General features: G+C 65.5%; 23 protein-coding genes. 14 read left to right on the top strand and 9 right to left on the bottom strand.

The window, feature by feature from the left end:
• Nucleotides 1-18: 18 nt before the first annotated feature.
• From EL388_RS10165 to metX, 4 genes are all read right to left on the bottom strand, one after another.
• Complete coding sequence (locus EL388_RS10165) at nt 19-435, bottom strand: AlbA family DNA-binding domain-containing protein (RefSeq protein WP_126463155.1); 417 nt, start codon at nt 433-435, stop codon at nt 19-21.
• A gap of 138 nt (nt 436-573) precedes the next feature.
• Entirely contained in the window at nt 574-777 is a 204-nt protein-coding gene (locus EL388_RS10160) for a hypothetical protein (RefSeq protein ID WP_126463153.1), read from the bottom strand.
• A 4-nt stretch (nt 778-781) separates the two neighbouring features.
• The gene (gene metW / locus EL388_RS10155) at nt 782-1381 is read right to left on the bottom strand and encodes a methionine biosynthesis protein MetW (protein WP_126463151.1); all 600 of its coding nucleotides are present in this window, start codon (nt 1379-1381) and stop codon (nt 782-784) included.
• Nucleotides 1378-2508, bottom strand: coding sequence for a homoserine O-succinyltransferase MetX (gene metX / locus EL388_RS10150; RefSeq protein WP_126463149.1), 1131 nt, complete (start codon nt 2506-2508; stop codon nt 1378-1380). The genes metW and metX overlap by 4 nt, the downstream gene beginning before the upstream one ends.
• 440 nt (nt 2509-2948) lie before the next feature.
• On the opposite strand from metX, the gene hslU reads away from it, so the two are divergent.
• From hslU to motD, 9 genes are all read left to right on the top strand, one after another.
• A complete protein-coding gene (hslU, locus tag EL388_RS10145) occupies nt 2949-4277 on the top strand; it encodes an ATP-dependent protease ATPase subunit HslU (RefSeq protein WP_126463147.1) in 1329 nt (442 codons plus the stop codon).
• A gap of 126 nt (nt 4278-4403) precedes the next feature.
• Nucleotides 4404-6269, top strand: a complete 1866-nt coding sequence (locus EL388_RS10140) for a hypothetical protein (protein WP_126463145.1) — start codon at nt 4404-4406, stop codon at nt 6267-6269.
• 183 nt (nt 6270-6452) lie between these two features.
• Nucleotides 6453-7580, top strand: a complete 1128-nt coding sequence (flhB, locus tag EL388_RS10135; protein ID WP_126463143.1) for a flagellar biosynthesis protein FlhB — start codon at nt 6453-6455, stop codon at nt 7578-7580.
• Nucleotides 7581-9659, top strand: a complete 2079-nt coding sequence (flhA, locus tag EL388_RS10130; protein WP_126463141.1) for a flagellar biosynthesis protein FlhA — start codon at nt 7581-7583, stop codon at nt 9657-9659.
• Nucleotides 9656-11065, top strand: coding sequence for a flagellar biosynthesis GTPase FlhF (gene flhF, locus EL388_RS10125; RefSeq protein WP_126463139.1), 1410 nt, complete (start codon nt 9656-9658; stop codon nt 11063-11065). Before flhA ends, flhF begins: the two co-directional genes overlap by 4 nt.
• Entirely contained in the window at nt 11052-11963 is a 912-nt protein-coding gene (locus EL388_RS10120) for a MinD/ParA family ATP-binding protein (RefSeq protein ID WP_126463137.1), read from the top strand. Before flhF ends, EL388_RS10120 begins: the two co-directional genes overlap by 14 nt.
• Nucleotides 11935-12660, top strand: coding sequence for an RNA polymerase sigma factor FliA (locus EL388_RS10115; RefSeq protein ID WP_126463135.1), 726 nt, complete (start codon nt 11935-11937; stop codon nt 12658-12660). The genes EL388_RS10120 and EL388_RS10115 overlap by 29 nt, the downstream gene beginning before the upstream one ends.
• 6 nt (nt 12661-12666) lie before the next feature.
• Nucleotides 12667-13407 (top strand): flagellar motor protein, encoded by a 741-nt coding sequence (locus tag EL388_RS10110; RefSeq protein ID WP_126463133.1) that lies wholly within the window; start codon nt 12667-12669, stop codon nt 13405-13407.
• Between the two features lie 158 nt (nt 13408-13565).
• The gene (gene motD, locus EL388_RS10105) at nt 13566-14360 is read left to right on the top strand and encodes a flagellar motor protein MotD (RefSeq protein WP_126463131.1); all 795 of its coding nucleotides are present in this window, start codon (nt 13566-13568) and stop codon (nt 14358-14360) included.
• A gap of 17 nt (nt 14361-14377) precedes the next feature.
• Here motD and EL388_RS10100 read toward each other — a convergent pair whose 3' ends face one another.
• Complete coding sequence (locus tag EL388_RS10100; RefSeq protein ID WP_126463129.1) at nt 14378-15853, bottom strand: hypothetical protein; 1476 nt, start codon at nt 15851-15853, stop codon at nt 14378-14380.
• A gap of 159 nt (nt 15854-16012) precedes the next feature.
• Here EL388_RS10100 and EL388_RS10095 point away from each other — a divergent pair, with 159 nt between their 5' ends.
• Genes EL388_RS10095 through EL388_RS10080 form a run of 4 tightly spaced genes read left to right on the top strand, consistent with a single transcriptional unit; the run spans nt 16013 to nt 19012 of the window.
• Nucleotides 16013-16477, top strand: a complete 465-nt coding sequence (locus tag EL388_RS10095) for a TlpA family protein disulfide reductase (RefSeq protein ID WP_126463127.1) — start codon at nt 16013-16015, stop codon at nt 16475-16477.
• 17 nt (nt 16478-16494) lie between these two features.
• Nucleotides 16495-17004 carry a thioredoxin family protein gene (locus tag EL388_RS10090; RefSeq protein WP_126463125.1) on the top strand — a complete coding sequence of 170 codons (510 nt, stop codon included), beginning with the start codon at nt 16495-16497 and terminating at the stop codon, nt 17002-17004.
• Nucleotides 17004-18278 (top strand): TolC family protein, encoded by a 1275-nt coding sequence (locus EL388_RS10085; RefSeq protein ID WP_126463123.1) that lies wholly within the window; start codon nt 17004-17006, stop codon nt 18276-18278. The genes EL388_RS10090 and EL388_RS10085 overlap by 1 nt, the downstream gene beginning before the upstream one ends.
• Complete coding sequence (locus tag EL388_RS10080) at nt 18275-19012, top strand: efflux RND transporter periplasmic adaptor subunit (RefSeq protein ID WP_126463121.1); 738 nt, start codon at nt 18275-18277, stop codon at nt 19010-19012. Before EL388_RS10085 ends, EL388_RS10080 begins: the two co-directional genes overlap by 4 nt.
• Nucleotides 19013-19069: 57 nt before the next feature.
• On the opposite strand, the gene EL388_RS10075 is transcribed toward EL388_RS10080, so the two are convergent.
• Together EL388_RS10075 and EL388_RS10070 are read right to left on the bottom strand one after the other, a co-directional pair.
• Nucleotides 19070-19219 carry a hypothetical protein gene (locus EL388_RS10075; protein WP_197721775.1) on the bottom strand — a complete coding sequence of 50 codons (150 nt, stop codon included), beginning with the start codon at nt 19217-19219 and terminating at the stop codon, nt 19070-19072.
• A 26-nt stretch (nt 19220-19245) separates the two neighbouring features.
• Nucleotides 19246-19698 (bottom strand): ligand-binding protein SH3, encoded by a 453-nt coding sequence (locus EL388_RS10070; protein WP_197721774.1) that lies wholly within the window; start codon nt 19696-19698, stop codon nt 19246-19248.
• A gap of 259 nt (nt 19699-19957) precedes the next feature.
• Between EL388_RS10070 and EL388_RS10065 the strand changes: the two genes are divergently transcribed.
• The gene (locus tag EL388_RS10065; protein ID WP_126463119.1) at nt 19958-21211 is read left to right on the top strand and encodes a DNA polymerase Y family protein; all 1254 of its coding nucleotides are present in this window, start codon (nt 19958-19960) and stop codon (nt 21209-21211) included.
• Nucleotides 21212-21312: 101 nt separating this feature from the next.
• Here the strand turns inward: EL388_RS10065 and proB are convergent, their stop codons facing one another.
• Both proB and cgtA read right to left on the bottom strand, forming a co-directional pair.
• Entirely contained in the window at nt 21313-22434 is a 1122-nt protein-coding gene (gene proB / locus EL388_RS10060; RefSeq protein ID WP_126463117.1) for a glutamate 5-kinase, read from the bottom strand.
• The gene (gene cgtA / locus EL388_RS10055) at nt 22431-23513 is read right to left on the bottom strand and encodes an Obg family GTPase CgtA (RefSeq protein ID WP_126463115.1); all 1083 of its coding nucleotides are present in this window, start codon (nt 23511-23513) and stop codon (nt 22431-22433) included. Before cgtA ends, proB begins: the two co-directional genes overlap by 4 nt.
• Between the last annotated feature and the right edge of the window lie 58 nt (nt 23514-23571).

Here is a 23571-nt window from a genome sequence, read left to right as displayed (position 1 = left end):
GTTGATGGGGCAAAATGCTCACGCATTCTGACCCACCTTCCAGTTAATCAAAATTGCACTTCGAATTTGAATCCACGTGCGACCTTTGTATCGTACTGGTGGGAGATCAGATGGAAAGACTTCGACAACAGCGACATCGCCACCGTTGAGCGAATATTTTGCAACATTCATAAACGGCTGAGGTAAGATATTGCCATCTGATCGAATGGCCCCCAGGCTAGTCAAAAGTTCGTCTGTTACTTTCAAGCCGGACAGTGTTCCATCATCTTTGACGCCGACTAGTAAATAGCCCGGCTGGCGATGATTGGGTAAGTCGTTGGCAAACGCACATATTGCCTGGCCAAATTTATCGGCCTTGTTGACAGATTCCGTGCGCTCAATATTGTCAGCTTCTAAGCTGGACATCAGCGTTGTTAGTTGGATTTCAGTCAGCATGGTGCCCCGATTTCCTTAGGTTATTTAATCATATCCAAGCGCAAGTATATGCCGCCTATTTCATAAAATGGCTGGCAACATTGGCTTGGGCGGCTTTGTCGGTACTGGCCTACGCCGAAACGAAGTGGGCCGCTTTGGTTAGCGTTTCACTCGGAGGATGGCGTTGGCCCAATCCGAGTTCGGTGTTTCTTTAGCGATCAACTGGTAGCGGCCCACTTCGTTCTCATACCACCCCCGATCATGCTGGTTCGGCTCGGCCTCGAAGGCCCACCAGGCGCCGTCGGCATCCTGGGCCAGCCACTCGGCCCAGTCGGGCAGGGGGCCGAAGCGGCTGAGGTCCATCGAATCAGCGGCGGTGTTCGAAGCGGAAGACGGCGAGGCTGCCCAGAAGATTGGGCAGCAGGGTGACCGGCCGGCCGTGGGTGAGCACCACCCGCTCCAGGATGTTGAGGTCGTGCTGGGCGCAGAGGTCTTCGAAGTCGCGCACGGTGCACAGGTGGATGTTGGGGGTGTCGTACCACTGGTAGGGCATGTCGGCCGAGCGGGGCATGCGGCCCTGCCAGACCTGGACGCGGTTTTTCCAGTAGCCGAAGTTGGGGAAGGTGACGATGCCCTGGCGGCCGACGCGCAGCATCTCTTTCAGGATGCCTTCGGTGTGGCGCATGGTCTGCAGGGTGCGGGAGAGGATGACGTAGTCGAAGCTGTCGTTCTCGAAGCCGGACAGGCCCTGTTCCAGGTCGCCCTGGATGACGTTCACGCCCTTCTTCACGCAGGCCAGGATGCTGGCGTCGTCGATCTCGACGCCGTAGCCGGTGACCTGGCGGCTGTCCATGAGCTCGCGCAACAGTTCGCCGTCGCCGCAGCCCAGGTCGAGCACGCGGCTGCCGGGCTTGACCCACTGGCCGATGAGGGCGTAGTCGGGGCGGAGCATGCCGTTGCCGGTCATAGCTTGATCTTCTCCATATAGGCCCGCACCACGCCGTGGTAGTAGGGGTCGACCATGAGGAAGGCGTCGTGGCCATGGCCGTGGGTGATCTCGGCGTAGCTGACGTTGCGCTTGTTGGAGAGCAGGGCCTCGACGATCTCGCGCGAGCGTTGGGGCGAAAAGCGCCAGTCGGTGGTGAAGGAGATCACCAGGAAATTGGCCTGGGCCGGGCGCAGGGCCTCGGCCAGGCCGCCTTCGAGGTCTTGCGCCGGGTCGAAGTAGTCGAGCGCCTTGGTCATCAACAGGTAGGTGTTGGCGTCGAAGCTCTCGGCGAACTTGTCGCCCTGGTAGCGCAGGTAGGACTCGATCTCGAACTCGACATCAAAACCGAACTGGTAGCTGCCGCTCCTCAGGGCGCGGCCGAACTTGCTGCCCATCACGTCGTCGGATAGGTAGGTGATGTGGCCGAGCATGCGGGCCAGGCGCAGGCCGCGCTTGGGGCCGGGGCCGCCGTAGTAGTGGCCGCCGTTGAAGTCGGGGTCGGTCAGGATGGCCTGGCGCGCCACGTCGTTGAAGGCGATGTTCTGAGCAGTGAGCTTGGGCGCCGCGGCGATGACCAGGCAATGGTCGAGCCAGTCGGGATACTGGATGCTCCATTGCAGGGCCTGCATGCCGCCCAGGCTGCCGCCGACCACGGCGGCGAAGCGCTCGACGCCCAGGTGCTCGGCCAGTCGGGCCTGGGCGGTGACCCAGTCTTCCACCGTGACCAGGGGGAAGTCGGCGCCGTAGGGCTTGCCGGTGTCGGGGTTGGGGCTGGAGGGGCCGGTGCTGCCGTGGCAGCCGCCCAGGTTGTTGACGCCGATGACGAAGAAGCGCTCGGTGTCGATCGGCTTGCCCGGGCCGATCATGTTGTCCCACCAGCCCGGCCGTTTCTCCTGTTCGCTGTGGTAGCCGGCGACGTGGTGGTTGCCGGACAGGGCGTGGCAGATCAGCACCGCGTTGGTACGGTCGGCGTTGAGTCGGCCGTAGGTCTCGTAGACCAGCTCGTAGCCGTTGAGCACCGCGCCCGATTGGAGCACGAGCGGCTCGGTGAAGCGCGCGGTTTGCGGCGTGACGATCCAGCGGTGGGTGGGTTCGTGGTGGGTCATGGACCGGCGTGTGGGTGTTAAGATCGGGGTTTTGCCAAACCTGACTGAATGGCCGGATTATAGCGCCGTTCGGCGGTGTGGCATGAGCCGGGTGGCCTGCAGCACTTTCCCGGTAATGGTGTAGGCGCGAAGTTCTCCTCCCCCACTTGTGGGGGAGGTTGGGAGGGGGATTTCTCCCCACCCCAACCCTCCCCGCGAGCGGGGAGGGGGCAGCAACCATGTGTCGTCGTTCCCGCGGAAGCGGGAACCCAGTCTTTTCAAAACGGCTGGATCCCCGCTTTTGCGGGGATGACGGATTGGAGAGGCTGATATGACCCAGATGACCCCCCAAGACAACACGCCGCGCAGCGGCTTGTTGCGGCATAGGCTAATCTGCCGAAGGCAGGTTAAGCGCGCGGAGCGCGCGGCCGAAGCCAAATCGTCACTCTGTTAGGACCATCATGACGCAGATGACCCCGCAAGAAATCGTCCACGAACTGGACAAATTCATCATCGGCCAGGCCGAGGCCAAGCGCGCCTGCGCCATCGCCCTGCGCAACCGCTGGCGGCGCATGCAGGTGCAGGGCAGCCTGCGTCAGGAGATCACGCCGAAGAACATCCTGATGATCGGCCCCACCGGCGTGGGCAAGACCGAGATCGCCCGCCGCCTGGCCAAGCTGGCCCATGCGCCGTTTCTCAAGGTGGAGGCGACCAAGTTCACCGAGGTGGGTTATGTCGGCAAGGATGTCGACAGCATCGTGCGTGATCTGACCGAGATCGCGGTGAAGCAGACCCGCGAGGAGGCCACCCGCCGGGTGCGCCTGCGGGCGGAAGAAGCGGCCGAGGAACGCATCCTCGACGCCCTGCTGCCGCCGGCGCGCGAGGCCTACGGCGCCGAGCCGGCGCGCGAGGATTCGGGCACCCGGCAGAAATTCCGCAAGATGCTGCGCGAGGGTCAGCTCGACGACAAGGAGATCGAGCTCGACCTCGCCGCCGCCAGCCCGCAGATGGAGATCATGACCCCGCCGGGCATGGAGGAGCTGGCCGCCCAGTTGCAGGGCATGTTCCAGAATCTGGGCGGCCGCCGCACCCAGCGGCGCAAGCTGAAGATCAAGGAGGCGATGCAACAGCTGGCCGACGAGGAGGCGCTCAAATTGGTCAACGAGGAGGAGATCAAGCTGGAGGCCCTGCGCAACGTCGAGCAGAACGGCATCGTCTTCCTCGACGAGATCGACAAGATCGCCAGCCGGGCCGAGACCCACGGCACCGATGTCTCGCGCCAGGGCGTGCAGCGCGACCTGTTGCCCCTGGTCGAGGGGGCGACGGTGTCGACCAAGTACGGCATGGTCAAGACCGACCATATCCTGTTCATCGCCAGCGGCGCCTTCCACCTGGCCAAGCCCTCGGACCTGATCCCCGAGCTGCAGGGCCGCTTCCCGATCCGGGTGGAACTGCAAAGCCTGACGGTGACCGACTTCGAGCACATCCTGACCCGGACCGACGCCTGCCTGACCCGGCAGTACGCCGCCCTGCTGGCGACCGAGGGGGTGGAGCTGGAGTTCAGCCCGGACGCCATCCGCCGCCTGGCCGAGATCGCCTGGCAGGTGAACGAGCGCACCGAGAACATCGGCGCCCGCCGGCTGTACACCGTGGTCGAGCGCCTGCTGGACGACCTCTCGTTCGAGGCCGACCGCCGCGGCGGCGACAAGATCGTCATCGACGCCGCCTATGTCGACCAGCGGCTCAAGGGCCTGGCGGCGAGCGAGGACCTGGCCCGCTACGTGCTCTGAGCGAGCGGGGCGCCGGCACGGGCTATTCAGGCATTTTTATCCGGCGATAAATAAAGCCTGGGGGCGGGAAAACCCCGCTCCCGGTAAAGTAACGCCTTCGGCAGTTTTCGGAATCAGGAGATCGTCATGGCAACCAGAGAAACCCTCGAACCCCGCGTCGCGGCCTGCAAGAGCGCGGAAGACCTGTACACCCTCGCGCGCGAGGCCTTCGAAACCCCGGCCGACCCGGCCTATGCCAAGGAGCTGTTCTCCCGTCCCGAATTCACCGGCGATGCCGGGGCCAAGGCCTTTCTCGACGACACCGCCGGCAGCGCCATGTTCACCAAGGATTTCATTGCCCTGGCCATGGGCTACAAGGCCCTGGGCGACGGCGGCCAGGCCGAGGCCATGATGGGCCAGGGCCAGGACTTCGCCATGAGCGGCGAGGAGAAGGTGGCGGTCGGCGTCGGTCTGCTGCTGGTGACCGGCGATGCCGCCGGCGCGGTGAAGGCCCTGAGCGGCGCGCTGAAGGAGATCTCCTCGACCGACGAACTGTACGGCCTGGCCCAGATGGTGGCCGGCGAGCTGAAGGAGGCCGCCAGCGGCCTCTTGCAGGAGGTCTACGAGAAGATCAAGGCCAAGGCCGGCCGCGCCGGCGACTTCGCCCGTCTGGCCAAGAGCATCGCCCAGGACCTGGGCGACAAGGTCAAGGCCGTGGCGGTGATCAACGAGGGCGCAGCCAAGTACGGCAGCCCGTCCGATCTGATCTCGCTGTCCGGCGTCCTGAGCGAGATCGACGCCTCGGCCGCCGGCACGCTCTACGCCAAGGCCCTGGAGTCGGCCAAGGACTTCATCGCGGTGAAGCAGGTGCTGGCCGCGGCCAAGGACAACACCGAATTCACCAAGGCCGTGCTGGCCAAGGGCGCCGAGATCGCCACCGCCAGCCCCGAGCTGCTGGAGCTGGCCGCGGTCAGCGCCGCCATCGGCGACAAGGCCGGTGCGGTCGCCCTGCTCGGCCGCGCCGAGGAACTGGTCGCCAACCTGGACGACATGCGCAAGGTGGTCGAGGCCGCCGAGCAATACGTTGCCGACGATGCTGCCCGCGTGGCCGGTCTGAAGGAACGCCTGGCCAAGCGCGAGGCCAACCAGGCCAAGTACGTCGAGTTCCAGAACGAGGAGGCCAAGGTCACCACGGTCAAGCAGTTCATCGCGCTGGCCGACCGCGTGCTGGCCGAGCTGGAGGACAAGGCCTATGCCGGCAAGCTGCTGAGCAGCGCCGAGGCCATGTTGCGCGAGAGCGGCTTTCATTTCAGCCGGTTCAAGCCGCTGATCCTGGCGGTCGACCGGTTGGGTGACAAGGCCTGGCTGGGCAAGCTGCTGGACGAGAGCGTGGCCTCGGCCGCCGACTTCGTCTGGTTCCGCGAGGTGGTGCTCACCGCCGCGCGCGAGCTGAAGGATGCCGAGTTCGGCCGCACCAAGGCCAAGGAATACCTGACCGCGCGCGCCGCGCAGGCCAGCGACAACCCCTACGACTACACCAAGCTGGCCGAGACCGTGCGCGACGCCCTGAATGACGCCGCCTGGGCGACCCAACTCCTGGCCGAGGCGGCCAAGCGGGCCAAGGACCACTATGCCCTGGCCTACATCGGCAAGCTCTACCGCGATTTGGGCGATGCCGGCAACGCCAAGGCTCAGTTCGACAAGGCCGTGGCCGCCTGCGCCAGCGGTGAGGCCTGCGTGCAGCTGGCCCGCCGGCTGAAGGACGATGGCATGGCCAATGCCGAAATCGCCGGGCTGATGGAGGCTTGCGGCGCCAAGCTCGCCTCGGCCAACGACAAGCTGTGCTGGGCCGAGGGCGTGGCCGACTTGCTGCTGGACGCCGAATGGGCGGCCCGCGCCTATGCCGCCATCGCTGGTGCCTTCGCCGACGAGGTAGGCAAGAAGCGCTTCGAACGCAGCCGGCAGATGCGCTTGGGCTACCGCTATTTTGGCCCCGGCGTGCAGGCGCACTAGGAACATATTTCCTCTCGGAATAGGCTCCAAGGCCCCGCCAAAGCGAGCACCCGCCAGCATGGAAACGGCCTGGGCATGAGCCCGGGCCGTTTGTTTTTTGGCCGTCGGTCGGGGGTGCCGCCGTGCTAAACTCGTGGGCATTATTTTTACAACCTTGCCCCCGCGCTTTGACGGGCTAAGAGGATGGCGGAAGACAGCGATCTCGAAAAAACCGAGCCTGCGTCAGGCAGAAAGGTCGAGCAGGCACGCGAGCAGGGCAACGTTCCCCATTCGCGGGAACTGGGTACCTTCGCCATCCTGATGGGCAGCGCCGTCACCATCATGCTGATGGGTGACTACTTCTATCAGGGCCTGCGCAACATGGTGCTCAGCGTCTTCAGCTTCGACCGCGAGGCGGTGACCGACCCCGGCTTCATGGCCCACACCCTGTTCGAGGCGACGCGGGACACTCTGATCACCTTCGCCCCCCTGGCCCTGGTGCTGATCATCCTGGCGGTGGCGGCCAATCTCCTGATTTCCGGCTGGAACTTCAGCACCCAGGCGCTGGAGCCCAAGTTCGACCGGCTCGACCCGATCCAGGGCATCGGTCGGATGTTCTCGGTGCAGTCGCTGATCGAGCTGGTCAAGGCGGTACTCAAGAGCGCGGTGATCGGCGGCGTCGCCGGCTGGATGCTGTGGAACCAGCGTGACGATCTAGTCAACCTGGCGGCCGAACCGCTCAACGCCGGCATCGGCCACTTCGGCTGGATCACCCTGATGACCTTCCTCGCCGCGGCCGGTGCCTTCGCCCTGATCGCCATCATCGACGTGCCCTTCCAGCTCTGGCATTACTACTACAAGCTGCGCATGACCAAGCAGGAAGTGATCGAGGAGAACAAGCAGACCCAGGGCGACCCGCAGATCCGCAGCCGCATCCGCCGCCTGCAGCGCGAGATGGCGCGACGCCGCATGATGGCGGCGGTGCCCAAGGCCGAGGTGGTGGTGACCAACCCCTTGCACTTCGCCGTGGCCCTCAAATACGACGAGAAGCGGATGAGCGCACCGCAGGTGGTGGCCAAGGGCAGCCAATTGGTGGCGGCCCGGATCAAGGAGATCGCCCGCGAGCATGGCGTACCCATCGTCGAGGCGCCGCCGCTCGCCCGCGCCCTGCACCGCCATGTCGAGATCGGCGACACCATTCCCGGCACCCTGTTCACCGCGGTGGCCCAGGTGCTGGCCTATGTCTATCAGCTGAAACAGGCCAAGATCGCGCCGGCGCTGCCGGCCGACTGGCAGGTGCCGGCGGAGATGGATCCGGGGGTGCCCGCGTAAATGGCCACCGCGACGATGACGGGTTTGCAGTGGCAGCGCCTGGCGGCGCCGGTACTCGTGGTCATGATCCTGGCCATGATGATCCTGCCGCTGCCGCCGTTCCTGCTCGACATCCTGTTCACCTTCAACATCGCGCTGTCGATGATCGTGCTGCTGATCGCGCTCTATACCCTCAAGCCGCTGGAGTTCTCGATCTTCCCGACCGTGCTGTTGATGACCACCTTGTTGCGCTTGTCGCTCAACGTGGCCTCGACCCGGGTGGTGCTGATGGAGGGCCACACCGGCCCCGATGCGGCGGGCAAGGTGATCGAGGCGTTCGGCCACTTCCTGGTCGGCGGCAACTACACCGTGGGCATCGTGGTGTTCATCATCCTGGTGTTGATCAACTTCGTGGTCATCACCAAGGGCGCCGGCCGTATCGCCGAGGTGGCCGCCCGCTTCACCCTCGACGCCATGCCCGGCAAGCAGATGGCGATCGACGCCGACCTCAACGCCGGCCTGATCGGCGAGGACGAGGCGCGCCGGCGCCGGGCCGAGGTGTCGCAGGAGGCCGACTTCTACGGCTCGATGGACGGTGCCTCGAAGTTCGTCCGCGGCGACGCCGTCGCCGGCATCATCATCATGCTGATCAACATCGTCGGCGGCCTGCTAGTCGGTGTGATCCAGCACGACTTGAGCCTGGCCACCGCGGCCAACAACTACACCCTGCTGACCATCGGCGACGGGCTGGTCGCCCAGGTGCCGGCGCTGATCATTTCCACCGCGGCCGGTATCGTGGTCTCCCGCGTCTCGACCGAGCAGGACCTCAACCAGCAGATGCTGACCCAGCTGTTCGGCAAGCCGCAGGCGATCTTCCTGGCTGCCGGCATCCTGGCCCTGCTCGGCCTGATTCCGGGCATGCCCCACCTGGCCTTCCTGTTGATCGGCGGTCTGCTGGCGAGTGCCGGCTACATGATCGAGCAGCGCACCAAGGCCGAGGCGGCGGCGGCCCAAGCGGCGGTGGCCGAGGAGGCGCTGCAGCCCGAGGAACCGGTGGAGATCGGCTGGCACGATGTCCAGATCGTCGACCAGCTCGGCCTGGAGGTGGGCTATCGCCTGGTGCCCCTGGTCGACCGGGCGCAGGACGGCGAACTGCTGCGGCGCATCCGCGGCATCCGCAAGAAGATCGCCCAGGACCTGGGCTTTCTGGTGCCTTCGGTGCACATCCGCGACAACCTGCAGCTGAAGCCGAATTCCTACCGGATTCTGCTCAAGGGCGTGGTGGTGGGCGAGGGCGAGGCCATCGTCGGCAAGCAGCTGGCGATCAACCCGGGCCGCATCTTCGGCACCGTGCAGGGCCAGACTGCGGTCGATCCGGCCTACGGCCTGCCGGCGGTGTGGATCGAGACCAGCCAGCGCGACCAGGCCCTGAGCTACGGCTATACCGTGGTCGACCCGAGCACCGTGGTGGCCACCCATCTGTCCAAGGTGATCGGCGACCACGCGCCGGAGCTGCTGGGCCGCGAGGAGACCCAGCAGTTGCTCGACCACTTCGCCAGGCAGGCGCCCAAGCTGGTCGAGGACCTGACGCCGAAGATCCTGCCGATCGGCACGGTGCAGAAGGTGCTGCAGAACCTCCTGGAAGAGGGGGTGCACATCCGCGACCTGCGCACCATCCTGGAAACCCTGGCCGAACATGGCGGCCGCACCCAGGATGCCGACGAACTGACTTCGGCGGTTCGCACGGCGCTGGGCCGTGCTATCATCCACGACATCTATGGAGCCGCCCAGGAACTGCAAGTGATTGCACTGGAGCCAGGTCTGGAACAGATCCTGATGCAGGCCGTGTCCTCGCGGGGCGAGGCCGGCGCCGGACTGGAACCCGGACTCGCCGAGACAATGGTCAAGGACACCCAGCGTGCCGTCCAGCGTCAGACGGAGGGAGACCTGCCCGCCGTGCTCCTGGTCCCGCCGATGTTGCGCTCCATGCTCGCCCGCTTCCTGCGCCGGGCCGCCCCCGACCTCAAGGTCATCTCCCACGCCGAAGTGCCCGACGGCAAGTCGATCCGGGTCACCGCCATGATCGGTAGCGGCGCATGATCAAAAAATTCTACGCCGGCACCACCCGCGACGCCCTGCGCCAGGTGCGCGACGCCCTCGGCGCCAACGCCATCATCCTGTCCAATCGCCGGATCGAGGGCGGGGTGGAGATCATCGCGGTGGCCGACCTCGATGTCGCCGCCCTGGCCGAACGCGCCGAACCCGTAGTCTCGGCCCGTCCGGCCCGGCCCGCGGCCGAGCCGCCCCAAGCCAAGGCCCAGCCCAAGGCCCAGCCCAAGCCGATGTTCGACGAGGTGGCGATCACCACCCTGACCGAATACCTGGCCCAGCGCGAGGCGAGCCAGCCCCAGGCCAAGGCCGAAGCCGTGGCGCCTGCCCCGGCCCATGAGCCGGCGCCGCCCGCGCCGGTGCAGGCCGAGGCACCGGCCCCGAGCCAGGCCGCCCCGGCCGAGGTGCCGCCGGTGATGCAGGAGCTGGCCCGCGAGGTGCGCCTGTTGCGCAGCATGGTCGAGGGCCAGCTGGCCGGCTTCGCCTGGTCCGACCTCAACCGCAAGGAGCCGCTGCGGGCCGAGCTGATGAAGCTCTTGATCGGTGCCGGTTTCGGCACGGCGCTGTGCAACCATCTGCTCGAACAGCTGCCGGAAGGCTACGGCCTTAGCCAGGCCGAGAAGTGGCTGAAGGCCACGCTCATGCACAACATCAAGATCGCCCAGGGCGAGCAGGACATCGTCACCCGTGGCGGCATCTACGCCCTGGTCGGTCCGACCGGGGTGGGCAAGACCACCACCGTGGCCAAGCTGGCGGCGCGCGCCGTGCTCCGCTACGGCGCCGACCAGGTCGCCCTGATCACCACCGACACCTACCGGATCGGCGCCCAGGACCAGCTGCGCATCTACGGCCGCATCCTCGGCACCCCGGTCTATGCCGTGCGCGACGCCAGGGAGCTGGACCTCACCCTGAACGACCTGGCCGGCAAGAAGCTGGTGCTGATCGACACCGTCGGCATGGGCCAGCGCGACAAGCGGGTGGCCGAGCAGATCGATTTCCTCTCCGGCCAGGGGCGTCGCGTGCGGCGCCTCCTGCTCTTGAGCGCGCCGGCCCAGGGCATGACCCTGGAAGAGGTGGTGCGCGCCTACAGCGGCGAGGGCCTGGAAGGGGTGATCCTGACCAAGATCGACGAGGCCCTGACCTACGGGCCGGTGCTCGACGTGGTGCTGCGCCATCAACTGCTGGTGCATTACGTCACCAACGGCCAGCGGGTGCCGGAAGACCTGCACCTGGCCAATCTGCTCTATCTGGTCGACCGCGCCTTCAAGCTGCAGCAGGCCGATTCGCCCTTCACCGTCGATGAATCCGACATCCCGGTGCTGGTCGCCGCCGAACGCGCGGTCTCGACCATCGACCCCAACAACCAAGCCCAGGGGGCGCTAGGTGCCGTCAGCTGAGACGCTAGACCAGGCGACCGGCCTGCGCCGCCTGCTCGGCCGCCAGGCGCCGTTCCATGCCTGCGCCGTGTTCGGCCCCGACCCCGCCCTGCAGGCCATGGCGCTGGCCAGCCTGGCCTATGCCCTGGCTCGGCGCGGCGAATCGGTGGTGGTGCTGGACGAGGCGGAATCACCGCACAACGTGGCCACCCAGTACGGCCTGGCCCCGCGCCACCGCCTGGCCGATGTCCTGCGCGGCCGTACGGCGCTGGACAAGGCCGTGGTCGAGGCGCCGGGCGATGTCCGCCTGATCCTGACCGGTCCGCTCGCCGCCGAATTCAGCCAGATGTCGGATGCGGCCTGGGATCGCCGGCTGGACAGCCTGATCGAGATCATCGGCAACCACGGCTGGCTGCTGGTCAACACCCGGCCCGGCGCGGCGGCCTCGCCCCTGGCGGCGGCCTGCAGCGACCGCCTGCTGGTGCTGCCGGACCGCAAGTCGGTGCTGACCGAAGCCTATGCCCTGCTCAAGGCCGCGCATCAGGACCGGCCCGACGGCCGCTGGCGGGTGCTGGTGATGAACCGCCAGGGTCCGGGCGAGAGCGATGCCCTGTTCGCCAACCTCAGTGGCACCGCCCAGCGCTTTCTCGGCATGCGCCTGGAGTGGTTCGGCTCGGTGCCCCAAGATGAAAAGCTGGCCCAGTCGGTGCGCCTGATGCGGCCCCTGCTCGAGGTGGCGCCGGAGTGCCCGGGCTCGCTGGCGTTCAAGGCCTTGGCCGAGACGGCCGGCAGCTGGGGCGATGTCGATGGCATGGATGCCCAGGCCTTCTGGCAACGGGCCTACTTGTTGGGACGGGTCGCCGGTGAGGCGGCCGCAATGGGTTTGCACGATGCCAGGCTCGACAGGCAGTACGGATAAGGACGCGCTGGTCCGTCAGTACGCGCCGCTGGTCAAACGCATTGCCTATCACCTGATGGCGCGGCTGCCGGCCTCGGTCGAGGTCGACGACCTGATCCAGGCCGGCCTGATCGGCCTGCTCAACGCGGTCGACCGCTACGACGACAGCCAGGGCGCCAACTTCGAGACCTATGCCAGCCAGCGCATCCGCGGCGCCATGCTGGACGAGCTGCGCGAGGCCGACTGGGTCTCCCGCGGGGTGCGCAAGAGCGCGCGCCAGATCGAGGTCGCCATCCATGCGTTGCAGCAGCGTCTCGGTCGGCAACCGACCGAGCAGGAAATCGCCGACGAACTGCAGCTCGACATCAAAACCTATTATGATCTCCTCAACGACGCCCGCGGCGCCCAGCTGGTCTACTACGAGGACCTGCACGAGCTCGAGAGCGAGGAGTTCTTCGGCCGCTTCGCCGACGAGGGGGCGCTCGCGCCGTTCGACCTGCTGGCCGGCGAGCGTTTCCGCCTGGCCTTGGTCGAGGCGATCGGGGTGCTGCCGGAACGGGAGAAGCTGTTGATGGCGATGTATTACGACCAGGAGCTGAACTTCAAGGAAATCGGCGCGGTGATGGGCGTATCCGAATCCCGGGTCTGCCAGTTGCACACCCAGGCCGTATCACGTCTGCGCAGTTGCCTGAAGGACTGGGCCCAGTCATCGGAGTGATGTGACATGGATTTGATTAGCGTACTCGGTCTGTCGATCGGCCTGATCGCCATCCTCGGCGGCCAGGCTCTGGAAGGCGGCCATGTCGGTTCGCTGCTGCAGCTCACGGCCTTCCTCATCGTGATCGGTGGTACCTTGGGCGCGGTCATGCTGCAAAGCACCATGCGGGTCTTCCTCGAAGGGGTCGGCATGCTGAAGTGGGTGTTCGTGCCGCCCAAGCACGCGCCGGAGGCGGTGCTGCAGATGCTGCTGCAATGGAGCCAGACCGCCCGCCGCGGCGGCCTGCTGGCCCTGGAGCCTTTCATCGACGAACAGCAGGAGCTGTTCTACCGGCGCGGCCTGCAGATGCTGGTCGACGGTGCCGAGCCCGATGTGCTGCGCGATACCCTGGAGCTGGAGCTCTCCGCCTTCGAGCACCACCATCAGGAAGCGGCCAAGACATGGATGGCCGCCGGCGGTTATGCCCCGACCATCGGCATCCTCGGTGCGGTGATGGGCCTGATCCACGTGATGGAAAACCTGTCCGACCCGTCCAAGCTGGGCTCGGGCATCGCCGTCGCCTTCGTCGCCACCATCTACGGCGTCGGCGGCGCCAACCTGATCTTCATCCCCATCGCCAACAAGCTCAAGCACCACGTTAGCAGGAAGGTCGCCGAGCGCGAGCTGTTCATCGAAGGCCTGATCTGTATCGCGAATGGTGAGAATCCCCGCATCATCGAAGCGAAGATGCAGGGGTATCTGGTGTAACCATGTGCGGCATGTTGAGCCAAAGTATTGCGGGGTTTCCGGCGTAGGTTCTTGTACCCTTAAGGGTGAACTTGCCGCAGGCAAGTTAAGCGCGCAGCGCGGCCGAAGCCAAAACCCGCGACTCACTGCCGCCGTAAGCTTCCAGAAGGAAGATTGAAATGGCCAGAAAAAAACCGCACGAAGAACACGAGAACCACGAACGCTGGCTGGTCTCTTACGCCGACTTCATCACCCTGCTGTTCGCCTTCTTCGTGGTGATGTATGCCATCTCCTCGCTGAACGAAGGCAAGTATCGGGTGATGGCCGATTCCATCGTCAAGGCCTTCCGCGAGCAGGAGCAGACCGACCAGATGATCCGCATGGGCTCGAAGTATCCCCAGCTGCTGCCGGGCAAGGGCCAGCCGATCGGCGAGGGCCTGCCCAAGCGGGCCACAGAAGACCCGAAGAAGGCCGCCGAGCGGGAGCGGATGAAGCAGATCGCCACCAATGTCATGGAAGCGATGGCCCCCCTGGTGCGCAGCGGCCAGGTCAAGGTCAGCCAGTCGAGCAAGGGCATCAGCCTGGAGATCAATGCCAGCGTGCTGTTTTCCAGCGGCGATGCCCGCCTGCAGCCGGGTTCCTTGCAATCGTTGTCGGCGGTAGCCAAGGAGCTGGCCAAGATCGACAACCCGATTCAGGTCGAAGGTCACACCGACAACATTCCGATCAAGAGCGAGTTCTTCCCGTCCAATTGGGAGCTGTCCAGCGCCCGCGCCGGCAGCGTGGTGCGGCTGTTCGTCGAGCAGGGCGTGGCCCCGGCCCGACTGGAGGCGATCGGCTTTGCCGACAACAAACCGCTCGACACCAACGTGACGCCCGAGGGCCGGGCGCGCAACCGTCGGGTGAACGTGATGATCCTGGACGCCACCGGTAGCGACGCCAAGGAAATCCACAAGATCGAGGTGCAGAACTAAGGCAGCGCCGCTGCCGCTCAGCCCTCGAGCCGGAATACTTCGGAGCCGTTGGCAGCCTCCGTCAATTGAGTTGGCGTCACCGTCTGTTCGCCAGCGGCGGACTTCAACTTAAGCGGCAGGCCGGCCCGGCCGATGCCCTTGGCCAGCACCAGATGGGCTGGCCGGTTGCCGGCGGCCTGCAACAACAGGCCGCACTGGGCAGGCCCCGTTTCCTGATCCGATAGCTGCACTGCTTGGGCTTGGCCGCCGAGCAGTTGCAGGCCGAACAGCAATTCATCCTCGCGCGACTGCTTGAACCAGCGGACCAGGCCGGTTTGCCATGGGCCGCCCGGCTGCTGGCGCAGGCCGACGACCTCGCCGACGCCGATGTGGTCCGGCAAAGGGCCGAGGCATTTGAGGGCGAGGCCGCCGGCGCTGTCGTTCAGGGTGCTGCCATGAAAGACCGTGCCATTGCCGGTTTGGCCGACGAGCTGGCACAGGCCATGCAGACCCAGGCCGATTTCGTAGCGCGATTCCTGCTGCGGCTTGCGCCGTTGCACCAGTCGATGCTTCGAAGCTCCCCAGCGCAGCTTCAGCTTGTTGAGCAGGGCCAGATAGATCGGCCACTCCGGCTCGGCCGGCAATGGCATGCCGGCTGTGGTGCGGCGGTTCTTGATGGCGTTGCCGAGCAGGGCCAGTTGCCGCGCCGCGGCGGAGGTATCGAACAGCAGGCCGACCGCTGTTGCAGTTTCGGTGCGGGCCAAGGCTTGTGGTGGCTCGTCGGCTAGGGGGTCGACATGGAAGGGGGCCATGGCCGTTTTGCCCTTGCCGGCCGGTGCCAGTCTGGTCGCGGGGGCGATGGCTTCGGCGAGGGCGCGGGCCCATTCGAGCTCCCTGGCGGTGAATTGGTAGGGATCTGCCATGGCCAGCAGCAGCAGTGATTTGTAATGTTCCACCATGCGGGCCCAAGCCGGCTTGGCCGAGGGTTCCGTCATGCCTTGCTGCGCGGCACACCAGTAGCTTTGGTGCAGTTCATGCCAGAGGCCGGCCGGGGCCGGGGTGTGGCTGCGATAGGCGATCGACAGTTGCCGGCCCAGGGTCTCGACCAGATCGGTCAGGCGTGGGGCGGCCTGGGCGAGATCGTGCTGGTGCAGGCTGCCGAGGACCAGCAGCTTCTGGCTGTTGGCCAGTTCGCCCAGCAGGGCCTGGCTGAGATTCAGCCAGCGGTAGGGCTTGGCTGGCCAGGGGGGCGAGTGGGCAGCAAGTTCACCCTCCAGACGTTCGATCAGGTGCCAGGCACTGGTCTTGAGCAGACCGGCCAATTGGCTGCGGTGCTGGGCCGGCAGGTCGATGCGGCTGAAGGCATTGAGGAAGCGACTGAGTTTTTCCGCGGCCTGATCGGCGGCGGCAAGCGGCAGTTTGGCCAGCCAGGCCCCAACTTGATCGGGGCTGAAGTCCGGATTTATAGTGCCCGCCGTCCTGTGCCTGGGCGGCAGGTGATAGTGGGGCAACATTCTTCTGCTTCTCCCTACCCGTTGCCGCATTCTATCGGATTTTCCGCCGCCGAGGCCGTGGCGGCGCCGTTTGCCAGGTGACGACCGCGGCTGCGTTGCCTGGCCAGGAACCGCGAACGGCGGGCCAGGTCAGATTGAAAAAGTTTTGGGGATTACGTCATGTTGAAACGCTGGATTGTGCGGGCTCTGTTCTCGGTCTTGATGGTGGCTGTTCCGGTCGCCTCCGCGCTGGCCTTCACCGTCACCGACAGTGCCGGCAAGGTGCATCGCCTGGCCGATTACAAGGGCAAGTGGGTGCTGGTCAACTTCTGGGCGACCTGGTGTCCGCCCTGCCTGGAGGAAATCCCCGATCTCATCGCCTTGCACGAAAACAAGAAGAACAAACTCGTGGTCATCGGCGTGGCCATGGACTACCGCGACCCCAAAGCCGTCTTGCAGTTCGCCGATCAGCAGATGATCAGCTATCCGGTCGTGCTGGGCGATTACAGGATGGCGGCGCAGATCGGCCCGGTGCGTGGCCTGCCCACCAGCTACCTGTACAATCCTCAGGGCAAGGTCGTCGCCTACACCGTGGGTGCCCTGAGTCGGGCGGCGGTCGAGGATTACATCACCAAGAAAAAATGATGCGGAAGGAGAAATCCATGCGTTGGCTGCTATTGGTTCTTGCCTTGTTTGCGCTGCCCGCCATGGCCGAAGTGCGCGATCCGGCCTCGCACTTCTTCATGCCGAAGCTGGGCGACTTCAAGGGCGACCTGGACGCGGCCAGGCAGGAAGGCAAGGTCGGCATCCTGCTCATGTTCGAGCTGGACGACTGTCCCTACTGCCACCGGATGAAGGCGACCATCCTCAACCAATCCGAGGTGCAGGACTGGTTCCGCCAGCACTTCCTCATCTATACCGTCGATGCCAAGGGCGACACCGCCATGACCGACTTCAACGGCAAGGACACCACGGAGAAGGCCTTTGCTTTGGAACAGCGGGTGCGGGCGACGCCGGTGTTCCAGTTCTACGATCTCACCGGCAAGCCGACCGCCCGCTTCACCGGCGCCACCCAGAGCAAGGAGGAGTTCCTGCTGCTTGGCCGCTACGTGGTCGAGGGCGCCTACAAGACCATGCCGTTCAACGTCTACAAGCGGCAGGCCGGCAAGTGATGCGCTGCTGGCCGGCGCTGCTGGCATTGGTCATTGCGCTGCCGGTCCAGGCCGCCGGCAAGCCGCTCAGCCTCGACGAGGTGCTGGCCGTCGCCGACGCCGCCCACCCCGATCTCGATGTCGCCACGGCCCAGCGCGAGCTGGCCGAGGCCGAGCAGGCCCTGACCGAGAGCCTGAACGATGCCCGCGTCAATCTGGAGGGTACCCTGCGCACCGGGCGCAACCCGGTGCTGCGCGATCGTTTCGAATCCGACAACAGCGTGCGCCTGAACCTGCGCAAGACCCTGATCGACGGCGGTCGCAACGAGGCGGCGATCTCGGCGGCGCGGCTGGAGACCCAGGCGCGTAGTCTGCAATGGCTGGATGCCAAGGCCCAGCGCCGCATCGCCCTGATGAGCCGCTTCTTCGACGTCCTCTTGGCCGATCTGCGCTACACGGCGGACAACGAATTCATGACCGTGGCCTATCTGCGCTGGGACGACGACAAGCAGCGCCAGGAGTTGGGCCTGCGTTCGGCGGCCGAGGTCGCCGCCCTGGAGGCGACCTTCCAGGACGCGCGCATCATGCGCAACGAGGCCGAGCGCAAGATGCGGGAGAAACGCCTGGCCCTCGCCGCGGCGATGAACCGCATCAACGAGCTGCCCAGCGAGCTGGACGATCCAAGGTTGTCCAGCAACGAGCGCCCGCTGCCCGAGTTCGATGTCCTGCTGGCGCGGACCCTGGCCGAGAACCCGCGGCTCGTCGCCCAGAAACAATTGCTCGATGCCGCGCAGAACCGCCTGGCCTCGATCCGCGCCGAGAACCGGCCGAGCCTGGAGTTCGAGGCCGAGGCGGCGACCTGGAGCCGCGACGCCGCCACCCGCGACGAACTGCGCGCCGGGGTCAACCTGGTCTGGCCGTTCTACCAGGGCAAGCGGGTGGATGCCCGCATCGCCAAGGAGCAGGCCCAGTTCCATCTCCTGCAGGCGCAATACGAGGGCATGAAGCTCGACCTGCAGCAGGCCCTGTATGCGGCCTGGCAGGAGATCCAGCAATTGCGCGAGACCGAGCGCAACGCGGCGGCGGTCAACGCCGCCTATCGCGATGTGGCCCTGGAGCAGGCCCGTGCCGTCTATGAACTGGAATTGCAGACCAAGCTGGGCACCGCCATGGCCGAGACCCAGGCCGCCCTCTGGCGCAGCCGTGCCGTTGAATACCGCTTGGCCTTGGCCTGGGCGAAACTGGAGGCGCTGGTCGGCGGCCCGATCGATGCCCGCATGGAGAAAGGCAAATGAAAAAACGCATCGCTTTGCTCTGGCTGATGTCGAGCGCCGCCTGGGCGGCGGATTACCCCGCCGTGCTGCACTGGTCGCAACTGTCCGGCATGTCGGCCGCCGCGCCTGGCGTGGTGGAGCGCGTGCCGGTGCAGGCGGGGCAGGCCGTGCGCCAGGGTGAATTGCTGTTGGTGCTGGAACCGGCGCGCTATCAGGCCCAGGTCATGGCGGCGCGGGCCGAGCTTGAACGTCTGCAGGCGGAAGAGGCCGAGGCCAAGCGCAACCTCGATCGCCAGCAGGAACTCTATGCCCGCACGGTCACCGCGACCACCGAACTCGATGCAGCCAAACTCAACCTGGCCCAGGCCAAGGCGGCGGTCCAGACCGGCCAGGCCCGGCTGGAACTGGCGCGCCGGCAATTGGCCGAGACGGAATTGCGCGCCCCCTTCCCGGCACTGGTGGTCGACCGTCCGGCCGAGCCGGGCATGGTGGTGGCCGAATGCCAGCCGGTAGTGCTGGTCACCATTGCCCGCAGCGATGAGATTCTGGCGCGGGCCAGCCTGACGCCGGGCCAGGCGGCAGGCGTGAATGTGGGTGCAGCGGCGACGGTACAAATCGGTGACAAGGCGTACGCCGGCAAGGTGAAATCGCTTCGCTTTGTGCTTGGGGATAAACCGGCCTATTGGTTGGAGGTGGCAATTCCCCGTTCGGCGCGGTGGATGGCCGGCCAAGCGGCGACGATCAAACTGCCCTGAGCCGTTTTCAAGCAACAAAAAGGCCGCATCTGCGGCCTTTTTGTTGGGTGCTTTGGGTCAGGCGGCCTTGGCGTACTTCGCCTTCGCTGCCTGGGCCTCCTTCGCTTCTTCTGGGCTGTAGGCCTTGCCCGACCAGAGCATCGAGTAGGCAATCTCTTCGTTGCCGTTTTGGCTCCGGCCGCTTCGCTTAACGTTCGCTACGCTCACGTTAGCCTTCACCGAAACGGCAACGATCAGGCGGCCTTGGCGTATTTCTCCTTGGCGGCGCGAGCTTCCTTCGCCTCCTCAGGGCTGTAGGCCTTGCCCGACCACAGCATGGTGTAGGCAATCTCTTCGTTGCCGTTTTCGCACAGTTCCAGCACTTTCTTGAACAGGGGTTGGAAGGTCTCGGAACGGTGCGAGGCCTCGTGCTGCTCGAACGACTGCCAGAAGGTCACGATCAGCGCTTCCTTGCCCTTCATCGGGCTTTCCACCGCCTGGCCGATGGTGGAGCCTTCGTTGGAGACGGCGCCGCTGTTCAGGCAAACGAAGCCGCCGACGAAGCCGGTCTCGGAGTGGTAGGTCTTGACGTTCTCGCACAGGGTGGCGACGCGCTCTTCCAGATCTTCCACGCTGTATTCGGGACGCAGGATGACGCGGTTGATGGTGACGACGCCGTCGGAATTGAAGCCGTTGATCAGGGCCATGATGATCTCCTTAAGTAAATAAGCAACTACTAATGAATCAAACTCGAATAAAGCGCGATTCACGCGCATGCCATTACCTTATTAATTTACTCTGGTAATGTCAACAACATTTATGGCGCTATACGTGCTCTTTATTGCATAAGTATTTCACTGTATTTGAAAGGGTTTTTTGATACGAAAGGATGGAATCCGGGCGCTGACTTGCGGCAAAAGAACGATCGTTCTATCCTGCGATTTTGGAACGAACGTTCGAATTGCCATGCCCCTGCGCAACCTCCTGCTCGACTTCAATTCCTATTTCGCCTCGGTCGAACAGCAACTGCGGCCGGAACTGCGCGGCAAGCCGGTGGGCATCCTGCCGGTGATGGCCGAGACCACCTGCTGCATCGCGGCGAGCTATGAGGCCAAGCGGTTCGGGGTGAAGACCGGCACCAGCGTCATCGACGCGCGCAGGCTGTGCCCGGACATGGTCTTCGTCCAGGCCCGGCCGCGGGTCTATGTCGAGATGCATCACCGCCTGATCGATGTGGTCGACAGCGTCATCGCCATCGCCGAGGTGCTGTCCATCGACGAGGTGATGTGCGACCTCACCGGCAGCTGGCAACAGGAGGCCGTGGTGCGTGAGTTGGCGCGCGAGGTGAAGGCGAAGATTCGCGAGGAGGTGGGCGAGTGTTTGACTTGCTCCATCGGCATCGGCCCCAACCGCTTCCTGGCCAAGACCGCCTCCAACATGCAGAAACCGGACGGCCTCACCGTGCTGCACGAAGACGATCTGCCGCATGCCTTGTACCACTTGAAGCTGAATGATCTCAACGGCATCGGCCGGGCCATGCTCGCGCGGCTGGAGCGCCATGGCATCAAGAACGTCGAGGCGCTGTGCCGCGCCAGTCGCGAAGAACTGCGCCGGGTCTGGGGCGGGGTGGAGGGCGAGCGCATGTACGACCGGCTGCGCGGGGTCGACGTGCCGGTGCCAACCACGCAGCGCTCCAGCCTGGGCCACTCGCACGTCCTGCCGCCGCATCTGCGCACCGACACCGGCGCCTTCTCGGTGCTGTCCAAACTCACGCAAAAGGCCGCTGCCAGATTACGTGCCTCCGGTTTTCAGGCCGCACGCCTGAGCATCCGGATCGACTATCGCAATCACCTACCTTGGCAGCACGAGGCGCGTTTCCAGCCCATGCAGGACACCTTGCCCTTCCTGCGCGTGCTCTCCGCCCTCTGGTCGGAGCGGCCCAGGCGGCGCGAGCCGATCAAGGTCAGCATCACGCTCCTGGATTTGAGCGAGGAGGAACAGATGACCTTGTCGCTGTTCCCCGACGGCACGCGCACGCCGGGTCTGGACCATGCCCTCGATCAACTCAAGGCCAAATACGGCAACGATGCGGTTTATTTCGGCGGCGCCTTCATGGCCACCGAAGAGGCGCCCATGCGCATCTCCTTCACTCATGTGCCGGACGTGCGGCTGGAGGGGGATGCGAAAGAGGTGGGGACGGACTGGTTGCAGGCTGTGTAAGGGCCTGCATGGAATGCCTGGCTGCATGACAGCAAGGCCAGGTTGTAGTTCCGACATCACATCGGCTGCGCCGATATGAGTCTTCACTGTAATTTGGCGCTTCAGAGAAGCGCCAAATTATCTCGATGGATCAGTTCTGGCTCGTCGATGTAGCCGAGTGCGGCCTCGATCTCCGAGGTGGCTTTGCGTTGGATCTTGCGCGCCTCGTCCGCCGAGTAGTTGACCAGGCCGCGCGCGAGATCGCGGCCGTCGGGTCCCAGGCAGGCGACGACCTCGCCACGCTGGAAGTCGCCGATGACCTCGGTCACACCGATGGGCAAGAGGCTCTTGCCCTGCTCGGTCAGCGCCCGGGCGGCGCCTGCGTCGAGCTTGAGCTTGCCGCGCACCTGCAGGTGGTCGGCCAGCCACTGCCGGCGTGCGGCGATCGGCTCGTTGATGGCGGTGAACTGGGTGCCGATGCGCTCACCCTGGGCCAGGCGGATCAGCACGTCGGCCTCGCGGCCGCTGGCGATGACGGTGTGGGCACCGCTGCGGGCGGCACGCTTGGCGGCCAGCACCTTGGTCAGCATGCCGCCGCGGCCGATGCTGCTGCCGGCGCCGCCGGCCATGGCCTCGAGCGCGGCGTCGCCCGCGGTGACCTCGGCCAGCAATTTTGCATTCGGGTCCTTGCGTGGATCGGCGGTGTACAGGCCGCTCTGGTCGGTGAGGATGATCAGGGCGTCGGCTTCGATCAGGTTGGCGACCAGGGCGCCGAGGGTGTCGTTGTCGCCGAACTTGATCTCCTCGGTCACCACGGTGTCGTTCTCGTTGATGATGGGGATGACCTTGAGTTCGAGCAGGGTGCGCAGGGTGGAACGGGCGTTGAGGTAACGCTCGCGGTCGGCGAGATCAGCATGGGTGAGCAGGATCTGCGCCGTGCGCAACTGATGGCCGCGGAAGCTGCGCTCGTAGGCTTCGATCAGGCCCATCTGGCCCACGGCGGCGGCGGCCTGCAATTCGTGCATGGCATGGGGCCGTTTACTCCAGCCCAGGCGCTGCATGCCCTCGGCGATGGCGCCGCTGGAGACCAGCACCACTTCCTTGCCCAGTTCGACCAGGCGGGCGATCTGGGCCGACCACAGGGCGAGGCGCTCGTGGTCGAGGCCGCGGCCGTCGTCGGTGACCAGGCTGCTGCCGACCTTGACCACCAGGCGCTTGGAGCTGGCGATGATGGAGGCGGTCATGCACCAGCCTCCGGTTCGGGCGCCGCGGGTTTTTCAGCTGCCGCCTTGGCTGTTTCGGCTTCCTGGGCACGGGTCTGTTCGATGTGATCCATGATGGCGTAGATCAAGGGCTGGCAGCCTTCGCCGCTGATCGCCGAGATGGCGAACACGGGGCCCTGCCAGCCATAGTCCTGGATGAAGGCCTGGATTTTAGCCTGACGTTCCGCATCCGGGATGAGGTCGGTCTTGTTCAGCACCAGCCAGCGGGGCTTGGCGTAGAGCTCGGCGTCGTACTTGCGCAACTCCTCGACGATGGCGCGCGCCTCGTGCACCGGATCGGTCTCGGGGTCGAAGGGGGCGAGATCGACGATGTGCAAAAGCAGCCGGGTGCGGGCCAAGTGGCGCAGGAACTGGTGGCCCAGGCCGGCGCCCTCGGCCGCGCCCTCGATCAGGCCGGGGATGTCGGCGATGACGAAGCTGCGGTTGGCATCCACCCGGACCACGCCCAGATTGGGGTGCAGGGTGGTGAAGGGGTAGTCGGCGACCTTGGGCTTTGCCGCTGAAACAGAGCGGATGAAGGTGGATTTGCCGGCATTGGGCATGCCGAGCAGGCCGACGTCGGCCAGCACCTTCAACTCCAGGCGCAGGCGCTTCTCCTCGCCTTCCTCGCCATAGGTGAACTGGCGCGGTGCCCGGTTGGTGCTGGACTTGAAGTGCAGGTTGCCCAGGCCGCCCTTGCCCCCCTTGGCCAGGAGAGCCTGTTGGCCGTCGCGGGCAAGGTCGGCGATGACCTCGCCGGTGTCCTCGTCATGGAACAGGGTGCCGACCGGCACGCGCAGGATCAGGTCGTCGCCGCCCTTGCCATAGCAGTCGGAGCCGCGGCCGTTTTCGCCGTTCTGGGCGCGGTATTTGCGGGTGTAGCGGAACTCGACCAGGGTGTTGAGGTTGCGGTCGGCCACGGCGTAGATGCTGCCGCCCTTGCCGCCGTCGCCGCCGTCGGGTCCGCCCTTGGGCACGAACTTCTCACGCCGCATCGAGGCCGAGCCGTTGCCGCCCTTGCCGGCAATGACTTCGATCGTGGCTTCGTCGATAAATTTCATGGCGTGCGCCCCACAAACAAAAAGGCCCTATCCGAGGATAGGGCCCTTGCGGATAAAC

Origin of the sequence: Sulfuritortus calidifontis, assembly GCF_003967275.1 — a bacterium.
GTDB classification, from domain to species: domain Bacteria; phylum Pseudomonadota; class Gammaproteobacteria; order Burkholderiales; family Thiobacillaceae; genus Sulfuritortus; species Sulfuritortus calidifontis.
This window is presented reverse-complemented; position numbering and strand designations above follow the sequence as displayed.